General features: G+C 47.6%; 14 protein-coding genes. All 14 read right to left on the reverse strand.

What is annotated here, in order from left to right:
- Window positions 1-66: 66 nt before the first annotated feature.
- The gene (argF, locus tag N5C46_RS12785) at window positions 67-1,020 is read right to left on the reverse strand and encodes an ornithine carbamoyltransferase (protein ID WP_261748974.1); all 954 of its coding nucleotides are present in this window, start codon (window positions 1,018-1,020) and stop codon (window positions 67-69) included.
- Window positions 1,017-4,079 carry a carbamoyl-phosphate synthase (glutamine-hydrolyzing) large subunit gene (locus N5C46_RS12790; protein WP_261748975.1) on the reverse strand — a complete coding sequence of 1,021 codons (3,063 nt, stop codon included), beginning with the start codon at window positions 4,077-4,079 and terminating at the stop codon, window positions 1,017-1,019. The genes argF and N5C46_RS12790 overlap by 4 nt, the downstream gene beginning before the upstream one ends.
- Entirely contained in the window at window positions 4,072-5,136 is a 1,065-nt protein-coding gene (locus N5C46_RS12795; RefSeq protein ID WP_261748976.1) for a carbamoyl phosphate synthase small subunit, read from the reverse strand. Before N5C46_RS12795 ends, N5C46_RS12790 begins: the two co-directional genes overlap by 8 nt.
- A gap of 72 nt (window positions 5,137-5,208) precedes the next feature.
- On the reverse strand, window positions 5,209-6,369 hold the full coding sequence (locus N5C46_RS12800) for an acetylornithine transaminase (RefSeq protein WP_261748977.1): 1,161 nt from the start codon (window positions 6,367-6,369) through the stop codon (window positions 5,209-5,211).
- Complete coding sequence (gene argB / locus N5C46_RS12805) at window positions 6,366-7,175, reverse strand: acetylglutamate kinase (protein ID WP_261748978.1); 810 nt, start codon at window positions 7,173-7,175, stop codon at window positions 6,366-6,368. Before argB ends, N5C46_RS12800 begins: the two co-directional genes overlap by 4 nt.
- Window positions 7,138-8,367, reverse strand: coding sequence for a bifunctional ornithine acetyltransferase/N-acetylglutamate synthase (argJ, locus tag N5C46_RS12810; RefSeq protein ID WP_272501209.1), 1,230 nt, complete (start codon window positions 8,365-8,367; stop codon window positions 7,138-7,140). Before argJ ends, argB begins: the two co-directional genes overlap by 38 nt.
- Window positions 8,368-8,381: 14 nt before the next feature.
- Window positions 8,382-9,416 (reverse strand): N-acetyl-gamma-glutamyl-phosphate reductase, encoded by a 1,035-nt coding sequence (gene argC, locus N5C46_RS12815; RefSeq protein WP_261748979.1) that lies wholly within the window; start codon window positions 9,414-9,416, stop codon window positions 8,382-8,384.
- Between the two features lie 194 nt (window positions 9,417-9,610).
- Window positions 9,611-10,891: an isocitrate lyase gene (gene aceA / locus N5C46_RS12820; RefSeq protein ID WP_261748980.1), complete on the reverse strand. Its 1,281-nt coding sequence runs from the start codon at window positions 10,889-10,891 to the stop codon at window positions 9,611-9,613.
- Between the two features lie 154 nt (window positions 10,892-11,045).
- On the reverse strand, window positions 11,046-12,635 hold the full coding sequence (aceB, locus tag N5C46_RS12825) for a malate synthase A (RefSeq protein ID WP_261748981.1): 1,590 nt from the start codon (window positions 12,633-12,635) through the stop codon (window positions 11,046-11,048).
- A 506-nt stretch (window positions 12,636-13,141) separates the two neighbouring features.
- Entirely contained in the window at window positions 13,142-14,293 is a 1,152-nt protein-coding gene (locus tag N5C46_RS12830; protein WP_261748982.1) for a CamS family sex pheromone protein, read from the reverse strand.
- 15 nt (window positions 14,294-14,308) lie between these two features.
- Window positions 14,309-16,315 (reverse strand): NAD-dependent DNA ligase LigA, encoded by a 2,007-nt coding sequence (gene ligA, locus N5C46_RS12835; protein WP_261748983.1) that lies wholly within the window; start codon window positions 16,313-16,315, stop codon window positions 14,309-14,311.
- Window positions 16,316-16,375: 60 nt separating this feature from the next.
- On the reverse strand, window positions 16,376-18,601 hold the full coding sequence (pcrA, locus tag N5C46_RS12840; protein WP_261748984.1) for a DNA helicase PcrA: 2,226 nt from the start codon (window positions 18,599-18,601) through the stop codon (window positions 16,376-16,378).
- Between the two features lie 84 nt (window positions 18,602-18,685).
- Window positions 18,686-19,372: a heptaprenylglyceryl phosphate synthase gene (locus N5C46_RS12845; protein WP_261748985.1), complete on the reverse strand. Its 687-nt coding sequence runs from the start codon at window positions 19,370-19,372 to the stop codon at window positions 18,686-18,688.
- 159 nt (window positions 19,373-19,531) lie between these two features.
- A complete protein-coding gene (locus N5C46_RS12850; RefSeq protein ID WP_224941839.1) occupies window positions 19,532-19,831 on the reverse strand; it encodes a YerC/YecD family TrpR-related protein in 300 nt (99 codons plus the stop codon).
- Window positions 19,832-19,848: the final 17 nt, after the last annotated feature.

Here is a 19,848-nt window from a genome sequence, read left to right on the forward strand (position 1 = left end):
TTATGGGAATGCTTTCAGGCAACTAAAAGGGTCCGCTCTGAAAACGTGAGCGGACCCTTTGCCATTTTATATAAACAACGATTGTAAAATTGCCTTCTGGACATGCAATCGATTCTCCGCCTGTTGAAATACGGCGGAACAAGGACCGTCGATGACGGCTGCAGTGACTTCTTCTTCCCGATGTGCCGGAAGACAATGGAGAAATGTCACATTGGGAGAAGCATGACTCAACAGCTCTTCATTCACTTGGTATCCTTTAAAGTCCTGAAGGCGCTTGAACGCTTCTTCTTCCTGCCCCATACTGGCCCAAACGTCCGTGTAGACGACATCAGCACCTTTCACCGCTTCATTCGGGTCATGGGTCAGGGTGAAACTCCCTCCGCTTTCTACGGTCAGATCCACCGTTTTCCCTATGATATCTTCCTTCGGTTCGTACCCTTCAGGACAGGAAACGACGACCTCCATCCCAAGCATGGCACAGAGGATCATGAAGGAGTGGGCCACGTTATTGCCATCCCCGATATAGACGACCTTCACCCCTTTCAGCGTCCCCTTGGTTTCCAGGATCGTGAGGACATCGGCCAACGCCTGGCATGGATGATACGTATCGCAAAGACCGTTGATGACGGGGACACTGGCATACTCTGCCAGCTGTGTCACCTTCTCGGTTTCGAACGTGCGGATCATGATCCCGTCCACATAAGACGACAGGACGCGTGCCGTATCCGCAATCGACTCCCCTCTCCCAAGCTGGATATCTCGGGAATTCAAATAGATGGCGTGACCTCCCAATTGGAGCATCCCCGCTTCAAATGACACTCGTGTTCTCGTGGATGACTTTTCAAAGATCATTCCGAGAGTCTTTCCTTCGAGGCTCTTCGAATAAGGGTTTTCCTTCAAGTACTGAGCCAACGATAAGAGCTCATGGACCTCTTCCGCCGTGTAATCGAGCCACGTGACGAGGTCTCTTCCTTTTAACGACACTTTCTCCGGAGACGGTGCAATGGTTGAATGGTTCATACTCGGCTCACTCCCTGAATGGATTTTGAATGGACTAAAGGCTTCGGCTGGACGTGTGCGTTTTTGCTTCGCATGAAGGCGTGCAGGGTTTCCGCTTCGGTTATCACGGTGACACCCGCTTCCAATGCAGCGATTCTTTTCTTCGCGTCCGTTTCCTCATCATTGAAGTAGACACATGCATGATCGGTTTTGATCCATTCACTGAATGATGCTTCTTCAGCCGTTTGATATTGCTTAGCCTGCACACAATCGACGTAGATGGTTCCCCCTGCTTCAACTCCCCCATGCAGCTCTTCAAATACTTTGTATAGAGCTTCTTCAACGGTTTCCCCGAGACATAGACCTTCTCCCGTCGACTTCATATTCGCACCGAGGATCTGATCGATCTCAGGTAAAGCATGGGATGAGAACACGGGATACTTCACCCCGACTCCTTTTATACTGGAAGGGGGGTCAAAGGCATCGATGGTCAAACTTTCCCCGCACATGAGATCCGTGGCCATATCGATTAATGGAAAGCCAAGGACCTTACTGACGATCGGTACGGTTCGGCTGGCCCGGGGATTGACTTCTAATACATACACATTTCGATCCTGCAGCAGGAATTGAATATTCATGATTCCTTTATACTGAAGCGCGGATACTATTTTACGGGCATACTCTTCAATCGTCTCTTTGATTTCCCCCGACAGGGATTCGGAAGGGAAGATGGACATGCTGTCCCCTGAGTGGACGCCGGCCCGTTCAATATGCTCCATCACTCCGGGAACATAGACGCCTTCCCCATCTCCTACAAGATCGATTTCCACTTCCCGGCCTTCTTTAAATTCATCTACCAATACAGGAAAATATTCTTCATCTGCGGTTTGGATGAAGCGCTGCATTTCCTCAAGGCTCTTCACTTTCACCATCCCTTTACCACCGATGACATAGGAAGGGCGGCATAGAAGAGGAAAGGTCAGGTTTCCCGCAACATGAATCGCTTCTTCTTTACTGTGGCAGATGTCCCCTTTTACACGGGGGATCGCACATCCATCAAGGAGTTGATAAAAACGCTCCCGATCTTCAACCCGGTCAATGATATCGGATGACGTTCCAAGAAGTGTGATTCCCTCTCCTTCTAACATATCGGCAAGGTTCAACGCCGTTTGTCCACCGAATTGAACCAGTACGGTATCGATCCTCTCATGCTTGATGATGGCAAGGACCGCTTCTTTCGTAATCGGTTCGAAATATAATCTGTCCGCGGTTTCATAATCGGTACTGACGGTTTCGGGATTATTATTCACCATGATCGTGGTGTACCCGTGCTCTTTCAAACGCTTGATGGCCTTGACGGCGCTGTAGTCAAATTCGACTCCCTGACCGATCCGGATCGGTCCCGCCCCGATGATCAGGACTTTTTTCTCCCCTGGTAAAGACTCGATTTCATTTGTCCCATAATACGTTGAATAGGCGTAGTTCGTGATGGCCTCAAACTCGCCGGCGCACGTATCGACCATTTTAAATACGGGAACGATTCCTTCTTCCATCCGCAATTCGACGATAGACGCTTCAGCCATTCCCGTCAGCCCTGCAATGGTACTGTCCTCAAACCGTAACTCCTTCGCTTCTTTCAATAGCTCTGCACTCAATGAAGATGTACTGAGCTTATGTTCCATATAAACAAGATTGCTCATCACCGACAGGAACAGCTTATCGATCCCCGTCATTTCGTGGAGGGCATCGATGGATCGTCCCCCTCTTAACAACTCCATCAGTTCAAAGAATCGTGAATCCGTCGGCGTCACAACCTTTTTCTCCAATTCTTCCAATGTCAGATCTGACATTCCCCCATACAGGCTCTCCAGTGAAAGGTCCAACGATTGAAGCGCCTTTTGAAACGCCGCCTCTAATGAGCGCTCGATCGCCATCACTTCTCCCGTTGCTTTCATCTTCGTGCCGAGGACCCTGTTCGCTTCAGGAAATTTATCGAACGGCCATCTCGGGAATTTCACCACGACGTAATCAAGGGCAGGTTCAAAGCTTGCATAGGTGGTCCTGGTCAGGGGATTGATGATTTCATCCAATGTGTATCCGACCGCAATCTTCACCGCTACTTTGGCGATGGGATACCCCGTTGCCTTGGATGCCAGGGCCGATGATCTGCTCACACGGGGATTCACTTCAATGACATAGTATTGGTTGCTGTTAGGGTCTAAAGCAAATTGTATATTGCATCCTCCCACTACTTCTAATGCGCTGACCATATCAAAGGCGGCCGTACGGAGCATATGAAACTCCCGGTCTGTCAATGTCTGGGACGGGGCCACGACGATTGAATCCCCCGTATGGACCCCTACAGGATCGAAGTTTTCCATATTGCAGACCGATATACAATTTCCTTTCGAATCTCTCATCACTTCATACTCGATTTCCTTGAAACCGGCGATGCTTTTTTCCACAAGCACTTGATGGATCGGACTAGCTTTTAAACCGGATAAGACGAATTTCTTATATTCTTCTTTAGTAGAAGCAATTCCGCCGCCTCTCCCGCCTAACGTATAAGCAGGGCGGACGATGATCGGAAGGGCAATCTCTTCAGAAAAAATCAGTGCCTCTTCCAGGTCATGGACGATGCTGCTTTCCGCCGTCGGGTGACCCAGCTCCTCCATTAATGAACGGAACTTTTCTCTGTCCTCCCCTTTTTGAATCGAATCAACAGACGTACCGAGCAGTTTCACACCGTACTTCTCAAGCACCCCTTTCTCATGGAGCCCGACGGCCAGATTCAAGGCGGTCTGCCCACCGAGACTCGCCACCAACCCTTGTGGTCGTTCCTTTTCGATGATGGCCATCAAGGTCTTTACGGTCAGTGGTTCACAATACACTGTATCGGCATAAGCCGTATCCGTCATGATCGTGGCCGGATTGTGATTCACAAGCACGACTTCATAGCCCTCTTCTTTCAGGGCAAGACACCCTTGCGTACCGGAATAATCGAATTCAGCCGCTTGCCCGATGATGATGGGTCCCGATCCGATGATCAGGACTTTTTGAATACTGGAATCTTTAGGCATACATTTTCTCTCTCCCCGGTTGTTTGATCGATTGATAGAATTGCTGGAATATCCACGAAGCGTCTTCTGGTCCAGGACGTGCTTCGGGATGGAATTGAACGGAAAGGATCGGCTTACTATGATGCTGAAGGCCTTCAAGGGAACCATCATTGACATTTATAAATCGCGGTTCAAGCCCTGTCCCGAATAAACTATCTTTTTTCACGACATAATTATGGTTTTGCGATGTGATGAAAACCTCACCCGAATTGTTGTCCATGACCGGGTGATTTGCCCCTCTGTGCCCGAATAACAATCGATCCGTCTCCCCCCCCAGTGCAAGGGCGATCAATTGATGACCCAGGCAGATTCCAAGCGTCGGCATTTGCAGGATTTTCTCTTTCAGCCGAGGTAAGAAGGACATCATTTCCTTCGGGTCCCCAGGGCCGTTGGATAATACCAGTCCATCGACATCCAGCTGCTCCAACTCCTCCAGTTGGTGATACGGAATGACGGTCACGAGGCAGTCCATTTCCAACAGAGAGGATACAATCGATTTCTTCACACCGAAATCAATGACCGCTATATGCTTGCTGCCGCTTCCCATTTGAAAAATTTCTGAAGCAGCGACTTTTTCGATTTGGCCGGTGAGTGTTTCTTCCTCAGGCAGCATTTCCGTATATGAAATGCATGCATTCTGACTTCCCTCATGACGGATCTCTTTCACAACCTGTCTCGTATCCACCCCTGTCATAAAAGGAATCTTCCATTTATGAAGATAGTCCTTAAGGGACGACGTGGCTTTATAGTGGGAAAACAATTCGGCTGAACCGAGCATGACGACCCCTTTCACCTGAGGCTTCCCACTTTCGAAATCGTCTTCATTCACACCGTACTGGCCGATGAGAGGGTAAGTGAAAACAACGATCTGGTCCTTATAGGAAGGGTCCGTCAGTACTTCCTGATACCCCGTCATTCCTGTAAAAAATACAATCTCACCCTGAACGGGTTTCTCTTCCTCCATCATGATTTCCCCTGTAAAAGTGCTGCCGTTTTTCAAGCATAAGTATCCTTTCATGAGTTGACCTCCTTTTATGAATGAATAAATAATTATATTTAAGTATTTTTATACATCTTCAATTAAAAAAATTTAGCAGACCTCTGCTGATTGATGTTGCTTGATTGTATGGACTAAAATGTGAAGAGCCTGATCGAGTTCCCCTTTGGTGACCGTCAATGGTGGTAATAACCGGATTACATGTGCTCCTGCCGGAAGGGTCAATAATCCATTATGACGGAGCTCGGCAATAATATCACTCACATCCTTATCGAAGGAAATACCAATCATAAAACCGATCCCTTTTACTTCTTGGACAATGCGATATTCCTGAAGCTTGAGGGTCAGTTGTTCCATGAAATACTCCGATTTATGTTGAACATCTTTCAGGAATTCCTCTTCGAAAATGGTTTCCATGGTTGCCTTCGCTGCCACCATCGCTAACGGATTCCCTCCGAATGTCGATCCGTGTGTGCCTTGCGAAAAGGATGGGATGAGTTCTTTCTTCCCCAGCATGGCCCCCACCGGGAATCCGCTCCCGAGTCCTTTGGCAGCCGTGACGATATCCGGATTGAGGGAATAGTGTTGGTAAGCAAAGGGCAGTCCCGTCCGTCCCGCCCCTGTCTGGACTTCATCGATAATGAGTAACGCATCCAATTCGCGGCACTTGGCTTCAACCGCCCGCAAAAAGGAAAGTGTTCCCGGGTTGACTCCCCCTTCCCCCTGGATCACTTCAAGCATGATGGCCGCCACATCCCCATCCTTCACTTCTGATAGCTTCTCCTCATCGTTATATGGAAGATATTCAAATGTCGGCAGCAAGGGACCGAATCCGCTATGGATCTTCTCCTGTCCGGTCGCACTCATCGTTGCGAATGTACGGCCATGAAAGGATTGCTTAAAGGTCAGGATCTTCGTCTTTCCTGTATGTTTTTTCGCAAGCTTAATCGCTGCTTCATTCGCTTCCGCTCCGCTATTGCAGAAGAAGACGGCATCAAGGCCACTTGCAGAAGCGAGGAGTGTGGCTGCCTCTTCCTGTTTCGTGATCGTGAACAGATTGGATACGTGCCAAAGCGTCTCCATTTGCTTCTCCACTGCTTCTTTTACAACAGAAGGGGAATGCCCTAAGTTACAAACGGCGATTCCTGAGATGAAATCCAAATAGGATGTACCATTTTGATCCTGTACCTCCGTACCTTTACCCGAGACCAATTCAATGTCTAACCGATTATACGTTGGGAATACATGACTCATATCGCTTGAACCCCTTTTCCTTCTGTCATTCGGGTGCCGATCATTTCCCCATCCTGGATGATGGAATCCCGGCATCCGACAATCATCACTTCTTTAATATCTTTGTTTAAAACCGAAAGGGCCGCCTGCACCTTAGGGATCATTCCGCCGTAGATCACACCGGTTTCAATATAATGCTGAATGACTTCGATTGTTACACGTGAAACAAGTTCACCATCTTTCAAGATCCCAGGTACATCGGTGACAAACACCAGTTTCTCAGCCTTCAGTGCTTGGGCGACGGCTGCTGCAGCAAGGTCGGCATTCACATTTACCCTTTCTCCTTCCACTGTCGTTGCAAGGGGGGCGATCACCGGTAAGTAGTTTAAAGACAGTAGATTGTGAAGCAGCGTGAGATTGACCTCTTCAATTTTCCCTACCAATCCAAGAGACTCTTCATCTATAAAACTTGCCTCGAGTAATTGAGCATCGTACCCGCATAACCCTATAGCTTTTACCCCATCCCGGTTGAGTCGGTGGACCAGTGCGCTGTTCACCTTCCCCTTCAGCATTTGTTCGGCAATGTTGAAAACATCCTTCGTGGTCTTTCGCTGGCCGTTGATGAACGTGGATTGTATTCCACGCTCCTTAAGTGTTGCCGTAATCTCAGGACCCCCGCCGTGAACGAGGATCACATGGTAGTGCTTCTGAAGATCTTTTATGCTTTTATAGAAACGGGGCGACAGCTTGGAAATGATACTCCCACCGAGTTTCACAACAATCACAGGCTTATGTTCGGTAACTTGCATTGATTTTGACGTAGTCATACGTAAGATCGCACCCCCAGGCCTTTCCGAATCCCTTCCCACTTTGCAGTGATACCGAGATGCTCACATGTTCAGCTTGCATGTACCCGCTGACTTCTTCTTCATTGAACGGTTGAGGAGTCCCCTTTGAAAAAACGAGTGTGTCCCCGATGCGGATATCACATTGATGAGGGATTAGTTCGACTCCGCTATGTCCCATCGCTCCGACGATCCTTCCCCAGTTCGGGTCTCCTCCGAAGAGTGCTGTCTTCACCAGATTGGAACCGACGATCTTTTTTGCTAAAATGTTGGCATCTTGATGAGACGGGGCTCCTGTCACATTCACTTCCACCAGTTTGGTCGCGCCTTCTCCATCTCTTGCGATTTGTTTCGCCAGATCTTCACATACAAGGGTCAATCCTTTTTGAAAGTGAGTCCAGTCAGGATGATTTTCGTGAAGGGCTTCATGTTCCACCATGCCATTCGCCAAACTGATGACCATATCGTTGGTGGACGTTTCCCCGTCCACGGTGATTTGATTGAAGGATTGATCGATGGCAGTTTTAAGGGCATTCTGCAGAACGTCCGATGATATGGTGGCGTCGGTTGTAATAAAGCCGAGCATCGTTGCCATATTCGGATGAATCATCCCCGAGCCTTTCGCACAGCCTCCGATAGTGACGGTCTTCCCGTCGATCATGACCTGATAGCACGACGATTTCTCGATTGTATCCGTCGTGAGGATGGCCTGTTGGAAAGACTCTGCACTTTCCGGGCCCGCCTCGACCTGGATGTCACTGCAGCCCTTTTTCACCTTATCCATCGGAAGCCATTCCCCGATGACACCTGTGGAGGCAACAGCGACGTACTCTTCGGGGATCTGGAACCGTTCTGCGGTCCATTCCCTCGTTTGATACGCATCCCTCAACCCTTGTTCACCTGTACACGCATTTGCAATGGCACTGTTCACGACGATTGCTTGTAGTGTATGAGAGTGGGAGATGCTTTCCTGTGTGACTTTGAGGGGAGCCGCTTGAAAATGACTTTGCGTATAAACCGCTCCGCATTGTGCAGGTTTCTCACTGTAAATGACACCAAAATCCTTTTTTGCGTATCGAAGACCTGTGTGGAGTCCCCCTGCCTTGTATCCAAGAGGTGACAGAATCGTTCCTCCTTTGATCGGTTTCACTGTTTCTTCTTTTACCAGTTTCATTGATTCTCCCCCTCTTATGGATAAATAGGATAGTGATGAAGACCGGTCGTTTCGTCCAACCCAAGCATCACGTTCATATTTTGCACCGCCTGACCCGCCGCTCCCTTTACCAAATTATCGATCACTGATACGATCGTGACCCGGTTCGTCCGTGGATCTGCTTTGATGGAAAGGTCACAGAAATTCGTGCCGAATACTTCTTTGGTGCCCGGGAACTGCCCGACCGGACGAATCCTGACGAATGGATGCTTTTCATAAAAGCTTTGATAGCGGGTATGTAACTGCTCAGTGGTGCAGCTGTCCTTTAAGTCGGCGTACATCGTCACCATGATTCCCCTGGTCATGGGAATGAGATGGGTTGTGAATGTAATCGGGCCCGCTTCGCTGCTCCATTCCTTCAACTGTTGTTCAATTTCTGGTGTGTGCTGATGCTGATGAACTTTATAGATTCGTAGATTTTCCTGAGTCTCGGCAAAGTGACTGGATTGACTCGCTTTTCTCCCCGCCCCGGATAAACCTGTTTTGGCATCGATGATCAAGGAGTGAGGGTCTATAAGATCCTGTTGATAGAGTGGAGCCAGCCCCAGCAGGGTCGCTGTCGGGAAGCAGCCGGGGTTGGCAATGAGTTCTGCTTCCCGGATGGCGTGTCGATTGATTTCAGTCAATCCATAGACGGCTTTCCCGAGGACATCCTGCGGAGCAGATTCTCCTTTATACCACTCTTCATATTCACCCGGAACCTTTAAACGCAGATCGCCGGAAAGATCGATCACTTTCGCCTTTTTTCCCATGAGCTTTTGAGCAAGCTCCTTTGAAACCCCGGAAGGCACCGCCAGGAATACGAAATCAAGCTGCTGCATCTCTTCGATCATGATCGGCTTCACACTTTCATGGGAAAGCCCGGATAAATGCGGATACTGTTCCGCATATGAACTCCCTTCCAGAGAAGATGAATATAAAATACACCCATCCACATTTGGATGATTCGACAACAGACGATACAACTCCACACCACCGTACCCAGTACTACCAACAATACCAACATCCAATACCTCTCACCCCACACAATTAATTTAAATTAGGTCTAATTATATGAGTGTATATTAATAAAATCAATAGTATATTTATAAATTTTTCTATAAAGTTACTTTATTCACAAATTCGCTCCGATAGTACTAGAAACATATAAAGGTCCGTCCCTCGCTGTTGAGGGACGGACCTTTATGAGTATATTAATCATAATTTAGAATTGTGCTGCCTCCGTTGAACCTTTCAGAGCTGTTGTGGAGGATGTACCACCTGATATCACCATGGATACCTCGTCAAAGTAGCCGGTTCCGACTTCACGCTGATGCCTTGTAGCGGAATATCCGTGCTTTTCGCTGGCAAACTCTGCTTCCTGCAGCTGTGAATAAGCAGCCATACCGCGATCTTTGTACCCTCTCGCAAGCTCGAACATGCTGTGGTTCAAAGCGTGGAAGCCTGCAAGTGTAACGAACTGGAATTTATAGCCCATTTTACCGAGCTCCACCTGGAATTTGGCAATCGTTTCATCGTCCAATTTCTTTTTCCAGTTAAAGGACGGGGAACAGTTATAAGCCAGTAATTTACCTGGATGTTCAGCATGAATCGCCTCTGCAAATCGACGCGCTTCTTCAAGATTTGGTTCAGATGTTTCACACCACACAAGATCCGCATAAGGAGCATATGCCAGGCCTCTTGCGATGGCCTGATCAAGGCCGGCATTTGTACGGAAGAACCCTTCAGGAGTTCGATCACCGGTGATGAACTGGGCATCATATGGATCAACATCGCTCGTGATCAAGTCCGCGGCATTGGCATCCGTACGCGCAACGATTAACGTCGGCACTCCCATTACATCTGAAGCAAGACGGGCGGAAATAAGGTTTTTAACAGCCGTTTGGGTAGGAAGAAGGACTTTCCCTCCCAGATGACCGCACTTCTTCTCAGACGAAAGCTGATCCTCAAAGTGGACGGCAGAAGCCCCTGCTTCAATCATCCCCTTCATTAATTCGAACACGTTCAACTGGCCACCGAATCCGGCTTCAGCATCGGCCACGATCGGCACGAACCAATCGATCGATTCATCCCCTTCTACATAATGGACCTGATCTGCGCGCTGAAGGGCCTGGTTGATTCTCTTTACGACGGATGGAACTGAGTTTGCCGGGTACAGACTTTGATCCGGATACATATGACCTGAAAGGTTAGCATCCGCTGCAACCTGCCATCCGCTTAGATAAATGGCTTTCAGTCCGGCTCTTACTTGTTGAACCGCCTGGTTTCCTGTCAGGGCGCCAAGAGCATTGATATAGTCTTCTTCGTGAAGGAGATTCCACAGCTTTTCCGAACCCCTGCGGGCCAGAGTGTGCTCAATGTCGATGGATCCTCTAAGACGAATAACATCTTCAGCTGAGTACGGGCGTGTAATCCCCTTCCAGCGTTGATCCATTTCCCAGTTTTCCTGTAGTGCCGTTACACGTTCGTTATTTGCTTTTACCATGTTAAATCTCTCCTTTTTTGTTTTTATACATACCGGTGTATGTTTGATGTATGGTCTTGCGTCATTGGCTGAGGTCCGTCCCTCATCCAGGTGAAGCGGTAATTGAATAAAGTGATTATGCCTGTTGTACCAACAGTTGACCGGGTCCGCTTCTTTAAAGGATCCGGTAACCGGGAATGGTGAGGAAGTCTGTGAACTGGTCGTTCTGTATGAGCTGATCGAACAGGTCGACGGCTTCAGAGAATCGTCGTTCCTTGTATCGGTCTTCTCCCAGTTGGCTTTTGAGTTTTGTCAGCTCTTCCTGCTTCAGTTGTTCATAGAGTTCCAAGGTGATAGTCCGGCCATCGTCGAGAATCCCTTTCGGATGACGGATCCATTGCCATAGCTGGGCACGCGAGATTTCTGCCGTGGCCACATCCTCCATCAGATTATGGATCGGAGCCGCCCCCTGTCCGCTGAGCCACGATGAAATGTATTGAATGCCTACATTAATGTTCAATCGGACACCTTCTTCGGTTATCGCTCCTTGAGGAACTTCGAGAAGCTCCTGTTCAGATACTTCCAGCTCCAGCAAGGTTTTCTCTTCGATCTGGTTCTCTTTTTTCATTTCCCGATTGAATACATCCATGGCAACCGGTACCAGACCAGGGTGCGCGACCCACGTTCCATCATGACCATCCCTTGCTTCCCGTTCTTTATCTGTTTTCACTTTATTGAACGCTTCTTCGTTCTTGACAGGATCGTTCTTGACAGGAATCTGCGCCGCCATACCGCCTATTGCAGGTGCTCCCCTTCTGTGACAGGTCTTAATCGTAAGCAGGGAATATGACCTCATGAATGGCGCCGTCATCGTGACCGATGAACGATCGGGAAGTATCACATCTTCCTGTTCCCGAAGCTTTTTGATATAGCTGAAGATATAATCCCATCTTCCACAATTCAACCCTGCTGAGTGTTCTTTTAACTCATAAAGGATTTCATCCATTTCAAATGCGGCTGTGATTGTTTCGATCAGGACCGTCGCTTTGATCGTCCCTTGGGGAATCCCCACATAATCCTGGGCAAATACAAATACTTCATTCCAGAATCGTGCTTCCTCGTGGCTTTCTAATTTAGGTAAGTAAAAATAAGGGCCTTTATTCAGTGAAGTTAAGTGAGTCGCATTATGGAAGAAGAATAAGCCAAAGTCCACAAGGCTTCCTGATAGAGGCTCTCCATCCAGTTCGATGTGTTTCTCTTCCAGGTGAAGTCCTCTGGGTCTTACGATCAGAACCGCGTGCTCTTCGTTCAATTCATAACGCTTCCCGTTTTTCTCGAAGTCTATCGTGTGGTGTACAGCGTCTCGGAGGTTGATTTGTCCTTCTATGAGGTTGTTCCATGTAGGTGAGGTGGCATCTTCAAAACATGCCATGAAACATTTTGCTCCTGAATTCAGGGCGTTGATGACCATTTTCCGATCAACCGGGCCTGTGATCTCCACCCTTCGATCCTGCAGTGCTTTTGGAATCGGAGCAACCTTCCACTCCCCTTGGCGGATCGATTCGGTTTCCGTCAAAAAGTGAGGAAGCTCTCCTCCATTGATCCGCTCCTGCTTCTTCTCTCTGTTGTGTAACAGCTCCCTGCGTTTCTCCCCGAACCTGCGCTCCAGCTGTTCTAAAAACTGCAGTGCCTCAGAGGATAACATTTCATCAAAGCCCGGTTTAAGTTCACCGGTTACCTTGATACCAACCATTTGAGTCGACATAGAACGTATTCACTCCTTAAGTGTATTAAACAAATCTCATTGTTATAATACAGATTAATTGACATGTTTGTATTGTATAACAGATAGATTGAATTTGGAACACTTTTTTCAGAATTTTTATTCGACATTTTTCGCACTACAAAAGAGGTCCGTCCCTCATCGCATTAAAGCAGTGAGGGACGGACCTTCAGTACCCATAACCATTTCGATATTTATAGTTTGTTCTCCAATTCCTTCATTCTCTTCTCCATTTTTTTATTCTGTTCATAGACTATAGTTGCAAATGTCAAGGACGTTCCAGCCACTATAAGAGCGATAAAACTCATCATCTGAGCTACCTCCTTTTCTCCAATTTGGTGTATAAAAGTCTATCCTTCCGATCCACTCGATTGGTTCACTAATCTTTCTACGTATGAATCAACTTGATAGTTTCATTTTTTTGGAAATACAGAAGGTCCGTCCCTCAAAAAAAGAACTAACCCTTTTTGGATTAGTTCTTTCTTTACTTATTCATAAATGTGTAAATAGGTTTCTTTACTGCCCGGTTTCTTGATGATCAGCGCTTCAGGTCCATAGGAAGAGGAGACGAGGAGTTCTACCTCCCAGCTGTCCGGGGTCTGTTTGCCGATCATATTGGTCAGATGCTGGGCGAATCCGATGGTTTCCGCTTTCCCCTGGAAGGAAAGGGCCACTTCGAATTCCATTTTGGACAGCTTCTGATCTTGATAGAGCGCTTGTCCTGTCAGTCCTGTGTATACAGGAAAATACTTTTCGATGTCTGTTTTCAGTTCGTTAAAGACTTTGAAATCGTTCGGGTGGTTCTCCTGGGCTTCCGGGGAAGGGAATAAATAATAGTCTTCATTGATCCCTTTCCAGTCCTGAATGCCGTTTTGGTCCGGTTCCACGGTTGTGTAGGCAAAGAAGTGACCAGGGACGACCTGATCTTTCGGAGCCTGCTTATAAAGGGAGATCATAATCGGCACGTTTTGGAGTTCTTTTTTCTGACGAAGCCGGTTGAGTACTTCACCCGCGATTTTCGCTCCCTGTTCTTTCAAAACCTCATTGGAAAGATTCTTTACAGTTCTTGTCCCATTTGACATATTGGTCTCATATTGGACAGAATTCAGGGACAAGGCGATGGCCACTCCACCAAGACGCACCTTGTTATCTTCTTTTTTCATCAAGTAATTATGTTCGACGACGTGGGCCAAATAGATCGGGGCATTTTCCCCTTTTGACTGCACGGGATTAAGTCCGACATTTTCAGATTCCTTCAACCCTTTTTCCTTCAGCTGTTCACTGGTGTACTTTCGTTGCAGCCAGCTATCCACCGTCTTCTTGGTAAGGAATTGGCCTTCTTTGAAGAAATATTCATCCGTCGAAAACCGATTTTGGGCAACCCTTAATAAGCCCGTCTCGATTTCATTAATATCATATCTTGAACCCAGGTCATTCACGACGACTCCCCGGGTATTACTCGTTTCATACGGAAGCATCGTCTTGTAGTATTCTTTCGAAATTTGAAAGCTTGGTATGATGGCTTTCTTGGCTTCACTATCCTGATTTTCCTGGACGACCTGATCCTGTTTCTCAAATGTCGGAGCACAGCCTCCCAGTAACACTAATGCGGAGAGAGCGACCGAAATCCCTTTTTTCATTCCTCGTTACACCTCTTATCGGTTAAGTTCTTCCATCAGCTTATCCTCATCCCAGACTTCTATATTTAAGTCATTCGCTTTCGTAAGCTTTGATCCCGCTTCTTCGCCTGCAATGACAAGATCGGTTTTCTTACTGACACTGCCGGTAACTTTCCCGCCGAGCATCTCGATTTTTTCTTTTGCTTCATTTCGGCTCAATAGTTCGATTTTCCCTGTAAGGACTATGGTCTTGCCTGCAAAGTAAGAGTCGACGTCACTGGCTGATACAGGCTTCGGTCCTTTGTATTCAAGGTTCACGCCGGCATCTTTCAGCTCCTGAATGAGTTCTTTCACTTCATCGTTTTCAAAGTAAGCGACAATGGCGTCGGCCATTTTATCCCCGATCTCATTCACATTCGTCAGTTCCTCTTTCCCCACTTCCATCAGCCTTTCCATTGAGCTGAATTCCTGCGCCAACGTCTTCGCCGCTTTGGCTCCTACGTGACGGATGCCAAGACCGAATAACAGCTTCTCGAGGGAATTCCCTTTCGACGTTTGAATGGCTTCCAACAAATTATCAACGGATTTTTCGCCCATCCGTTCCAGCTTAAGAAGCTGATCGCGCTCGAGTCTGTATAAATCGGCTACATCTTCAATCAATTTTTCCCTGAACAGCTGACTGATCACCTTTTCACCCAGGCCATCGATGTTCATGGCGTTGCGGGATACAAAGTGAATGAGCCCTTCCCGGATTTGTGCAGGACATTTCGGGTTGATGCAGCGAAGGGCCACTTCCCCTTCAAGTCTCACAAGTTCACTTTCACATTCCGGACAATGAGTCGGCATCAGGAATTCCTGTTCGTCACCGGTTCTCTTGTCTTCAAGAACATTGACCACTTCAGGAATGATGTCCCCAGCTTTTTTAATGACGACGTGATCACCGATCTTGATATCTTTCTCCCTTATCAGATCTTCATTATGAAGGGAGGCACGCTGGACAGTCGTTCCAGCTACACGGACCGGCTCCAGGATGGCCGTCGGTGTGACGACTCCTGTACGTCCTACGCTTAGTTCAATCTCCTTCAGCACCGTAACGACTTCCTCGGCAGGAAATTTGAACGCAATGGCCCACCTCGGGCTTTTCGCTGTCGTTCCAAGTTCCTGCTGCTGATCAAGGGAGTCGACCTTGATGACGATCCCGTCTATGTCATAGGATAGATTCGGACGTTCATCTGTCCACTTCCCGACAAATTCAAGGACTTCTTCAATGGTCGCACATCGTTTGCGTTCCGGGTTTGTTTTAAACCCCAATTTATCAAGCGTGTCTAATCCCTCGCTATGGGAATCGATTCCGGTATCCCCGATATCAGCCAGGGCATATAGGAAAATGTCGAGATTCCGGGATGCCGCTATTTTCGGATCCAGCTGGCGGAGTGAACCTGCCGCTGCGTTACGCGGGTTGGCAAAGGGTTCTTCCCCTTTTTCTTCTTTGATCTTATTCAGTGCTTCGAAGGATCCTTTCGGCATGAATGCCTCTCCCCGGACTTCGAAGGACATTTTTTCTGAAATCTTTAACGGGATGGAACGGATGGTCTTCAGATTGGATGTGATATCCTCACCTATGGATCCATCCCCACGCGTAGCCCCTTGGACGAACGCCCCGTCTTCATATCTGAGAGAAACGGCTAAACCATCGATCTTCAGCTCGCAAACGTAGGAGAAGTCCTCCCCAACCGCTTGACGGACACGGCGGTCAAAGTCACGAAGATCTTCTTCATTAAAGGCATTCCCAAGGCTCAGCATCGGCGTTCTGTGTTCGACTTTTTCGAACGAATCGAGAATGGTCCCACCAACACGCTGGGAAGGCGAATCCGCTGATTTCAATTCCGGAAACTGGTCCTCGAGCTCGATGAGTTCCCTGAGTAGTTGATCATACTCTGAATCCGGAACAGAAGGCTTGTCGAGGACATGATATTCATAATTATATTGATTCAGTCGTTCGTGAAGTTCATTGATACGCTTTTCGGCTGATTGTCGATCCATTTCCACAACCCTTTCTTGCTTATATTCGGTTATAGCCGGAAGGGGACCCCTTCCGACCTATTATGCTTTTTCAATTGGAGCAAATTTGGCCAGGAGCCGCTTGACTCCCATCGGACTCGGGAAAGCAATATCGAGCTCGACACTGTCTCCCGATCCCTTCACACTGACAACCGTTCCTGTTCCCCACTTCTTATGCTGTGCCTTATCGCCAACCTGCCACGCAACGGATTCTCCACCCGTCGTGGTTTGGACCGGACGTGCAACTGGCTTTCTGGGAGCGGGGCGGGAAGGTGATTTCGCCGCTGATTTCCCGAATGGAGTGAAGGCCGTTTTCTTCTCTGCCATCACATCATCCAGCAGGTCTGCAGGAATTTCATTGATGAAACGGGAAACCGGGTTCATCTTCGTCTGACCGAAGAGCGTTCTCATCTGGGCATTGGTCAGGAAGAGCTGCTCTTCCGCACGGGTAATCCCCACATAAGCCAAACGGCGTTCTTCTTCCATTTCATCCTCTTCCATGAGGGAACGGCTGTGAGGGAACACCCCTTCCTCCATTCCCATGAGGAATACGACAGGGAACTCCAGACCTTTGGCTGCGTGCAGTGTCATCAGGATAACAGAATCCTTCGGCTGGTCATCCTCATCAAGCTTATCGATGTCGGCGACTAATGCAAGGTCCGTTAAAAATGCCACGAGGCTCTTATCGTCGTTGGATTGTTCAAAGCTTTTCGTTACAGACAGGAACTCGTCCAAGTTCTCGAGCCTTGATTGAGACTCTATGGACTTTTCCGCTTTCAGCATATCGGTGTAGCCTGATTTCTCAAGAATCTCTTCTACCAGTTCCGTGACAGACAGATACTCCTGCATACTGGTGTAGCCTTTCACCATTTCCATGAATTCAATCACAGCTTTGGTGATCTTGGGACTGAGTCCGATGAAGTCGGCTTCTGCGAGTGCCCTGAACATGGAAATGTCATGATCCTGTGCATAACGGGCAATTTTATCGATCGAAGTGGCTCCGACACCCCTTTTCGGAACATTGATGACACGCTGAAGGCTGATATCATCATCGGGATTCGAAATGAGCCTGAGATACGCTAAGATATCCTTGATCTCCTTACGATCGTAGAACTTGATGCCGCCGACGATGGAGTACTCGATATTCGATTTAAGCAGCACTTCCTCCATGACACGGGACTGTGCGTTCGTACGATACAGGATGGCAAAATCAGAATACTTCTTCTTACCGGTTTCCATCAATTCCTTGATTTTCCCTGTGACGAATTGAGCTTCTGTCTGCTCCGTATCCGCCCGGAAGTAGGAAATCTTTTCGCCGTCATGATTTTCCGTCCAAAGATTCTTCGGTTTACGATTCGAATTCTTCTGGATGACTTCGTTCGCCGCCTGGAGGATCCGCTTAGTTGAACGATAGTTCTGTTCCAGGAAAATGACGGTCGCCCGCGGATAATCCTTTTCAAATGAAAGGATATTGGCAATGTCCGCACCGCGCCAGCGATAAATCGACTGGTCCGAATCCCCTACGACACACAGGTTTTGGAAACGGGAAGCGAGCAGTTTCACGAGCATATACTGCGCCCTGTTCGTATCCTGATACTCGTCCACGTGGATGTACTGGAATTTCCGCTGATAGTATTCCAATACTTCCGGCACACGCTGGAATAATTGGATCGTTGTCATGATCAAATCATCAAAATCAAGGGCCTGATTCTTGCGTAAACGCTTCTGATATTCTGTATACACATCAGAGACCACCTGATCATAGTACCCGCCTACCTGCTTGGATAACTCTTCAGGAGTCGTCAGCTCATTTTTTGCAGAGCTGATGGACCCGAGAAGCGAACGGGGATCAAATTTTTTCGGATCGATATTTTTTTCTTTTAAAATTGATTTAATAACAGACTGCTGATCCGTCGAGTCAAGGATCGTGAAGTTTCGGTTCATCCCGATGCGGTCAATATCGCGGCGCAGGATTCGCACACACATACTGTGAAAAGTGGAGATCCAAATGTTCTCAGATGCCCCGCCCAGGATGTTTTCAATACGATCCCTCATCTCTCTTGCCGCTTTATTCGTAAAGGTAATCGCTAAAATATTGTAAGGATTGACGCCTTTTTCCACCATTAGATACGCAATCCGATGCGTCAATACCCTTGTCTTCCCGGAGCCTGCCCCTGCCATGATCAGTAACGGCCCTTCCGTTGCCTTCACAGCTTCTGCCTGCTCGGGATTCATTCCATTCAACAGTCGATCAGTCAAAAATTGCATAGTCTCACACCACCATAACGAACGTACGTTCTATATTTGTATTTCTATTATATATCAATCAGGCAAGGACCACCAGTTCGATCCTTATCCTTTCACTGCTTTAACCGTCTTTAATGCTTCTTGCAGATTGTCATATACAGCATTTCCAACGACGACAACATCTGAGACAGCAGCCATTTCCCTCGCCTGCTCCCGGGTTTCAATTCCCCCGCCGTAGAATAATGTCGTGTTTTCCAGTGAATCCTTTACCTCTTTTACCGTTTCAACATCTCCATATGTACCACTGTACTCCAGATAAAAGATCGGCAGGTTGAACATTCTTTCTGCCATCATGGCATAAGCTGCCGCGTCTTCACTTGAAATGTCTGTGTTCGCTTCCGTTACCTTCGCCGCCTTACAGTCACGGTTCAATATACAATATCCTTCTACAAGGATTTCGTCCCAATTCATGATTTCTCCATATTCCTTCACAGCCTGGTGATGCAGTCCCGTCACCCAGTTCATGTTCTGACTGTTCATCACCATCGGAATGAAATACAAATCGAAGCCGGGAGTAATCGACTCCAAATTTGATACCTCCAGAATACAAGGAACCGTATATCGTCTCACTCGTGCCATCAAATCAAGAACCTTTTCAAGGGTTACACCGTCCGTTCCCCCCACGATGATCGCGTCTGTTCCTGATTCACATACTGCTTCTAAATCTTCATCATCTATTCGTTTATTCGGATCTAGTTTAAACACATGGCTCCACTTTTGGACATCATACATGCTCTGTTCCTCCATTCATACATCCATCTAACGTATTATATCATTTGTAGAAGCGAGTCGCATCACCCCGTCCGCTGTTAAACTTTGTATAAGCAGAGGGAAGAACGATCTCCTTTGGACAAAAACAAAGACCGCTCGTCATAGACAGCGGCCCTTTTCTTATTTTTCTTCTTGATGTACACGATCCAATACTAACTGATAGGCATCATTTCCATAGTTCAAGCAGCGCTTCACACGGGAAATCGTTGCCGTACTTGCACCTGTTTCAGTTTCAATCTTGTGATACGTCTTCCCGTCCTGAAGCATACGTGCGACTTCAAGGCGCTGGGCAAGAGATTGAATTTCGTTGATCGTACAAAGGTCATCAAAGAAACGATAACATTCTTCAAGATTTTGCAGGGAAAGAACAGCGTTGAATAACTGATCCAGCTCCTTGCCTCGTAGTTTATTTATTTGCATTAAAAAGACTCCTTTTT

This window comes from Rossellomorea vietnamensis (assembly GCF_025398035.1).
Lineage (GTDB): Bacteria > Bacillota > Bacilli > Bacillales > Bacillaceae_B > Rossellomorea > Rossellomorea vietnamensis_B.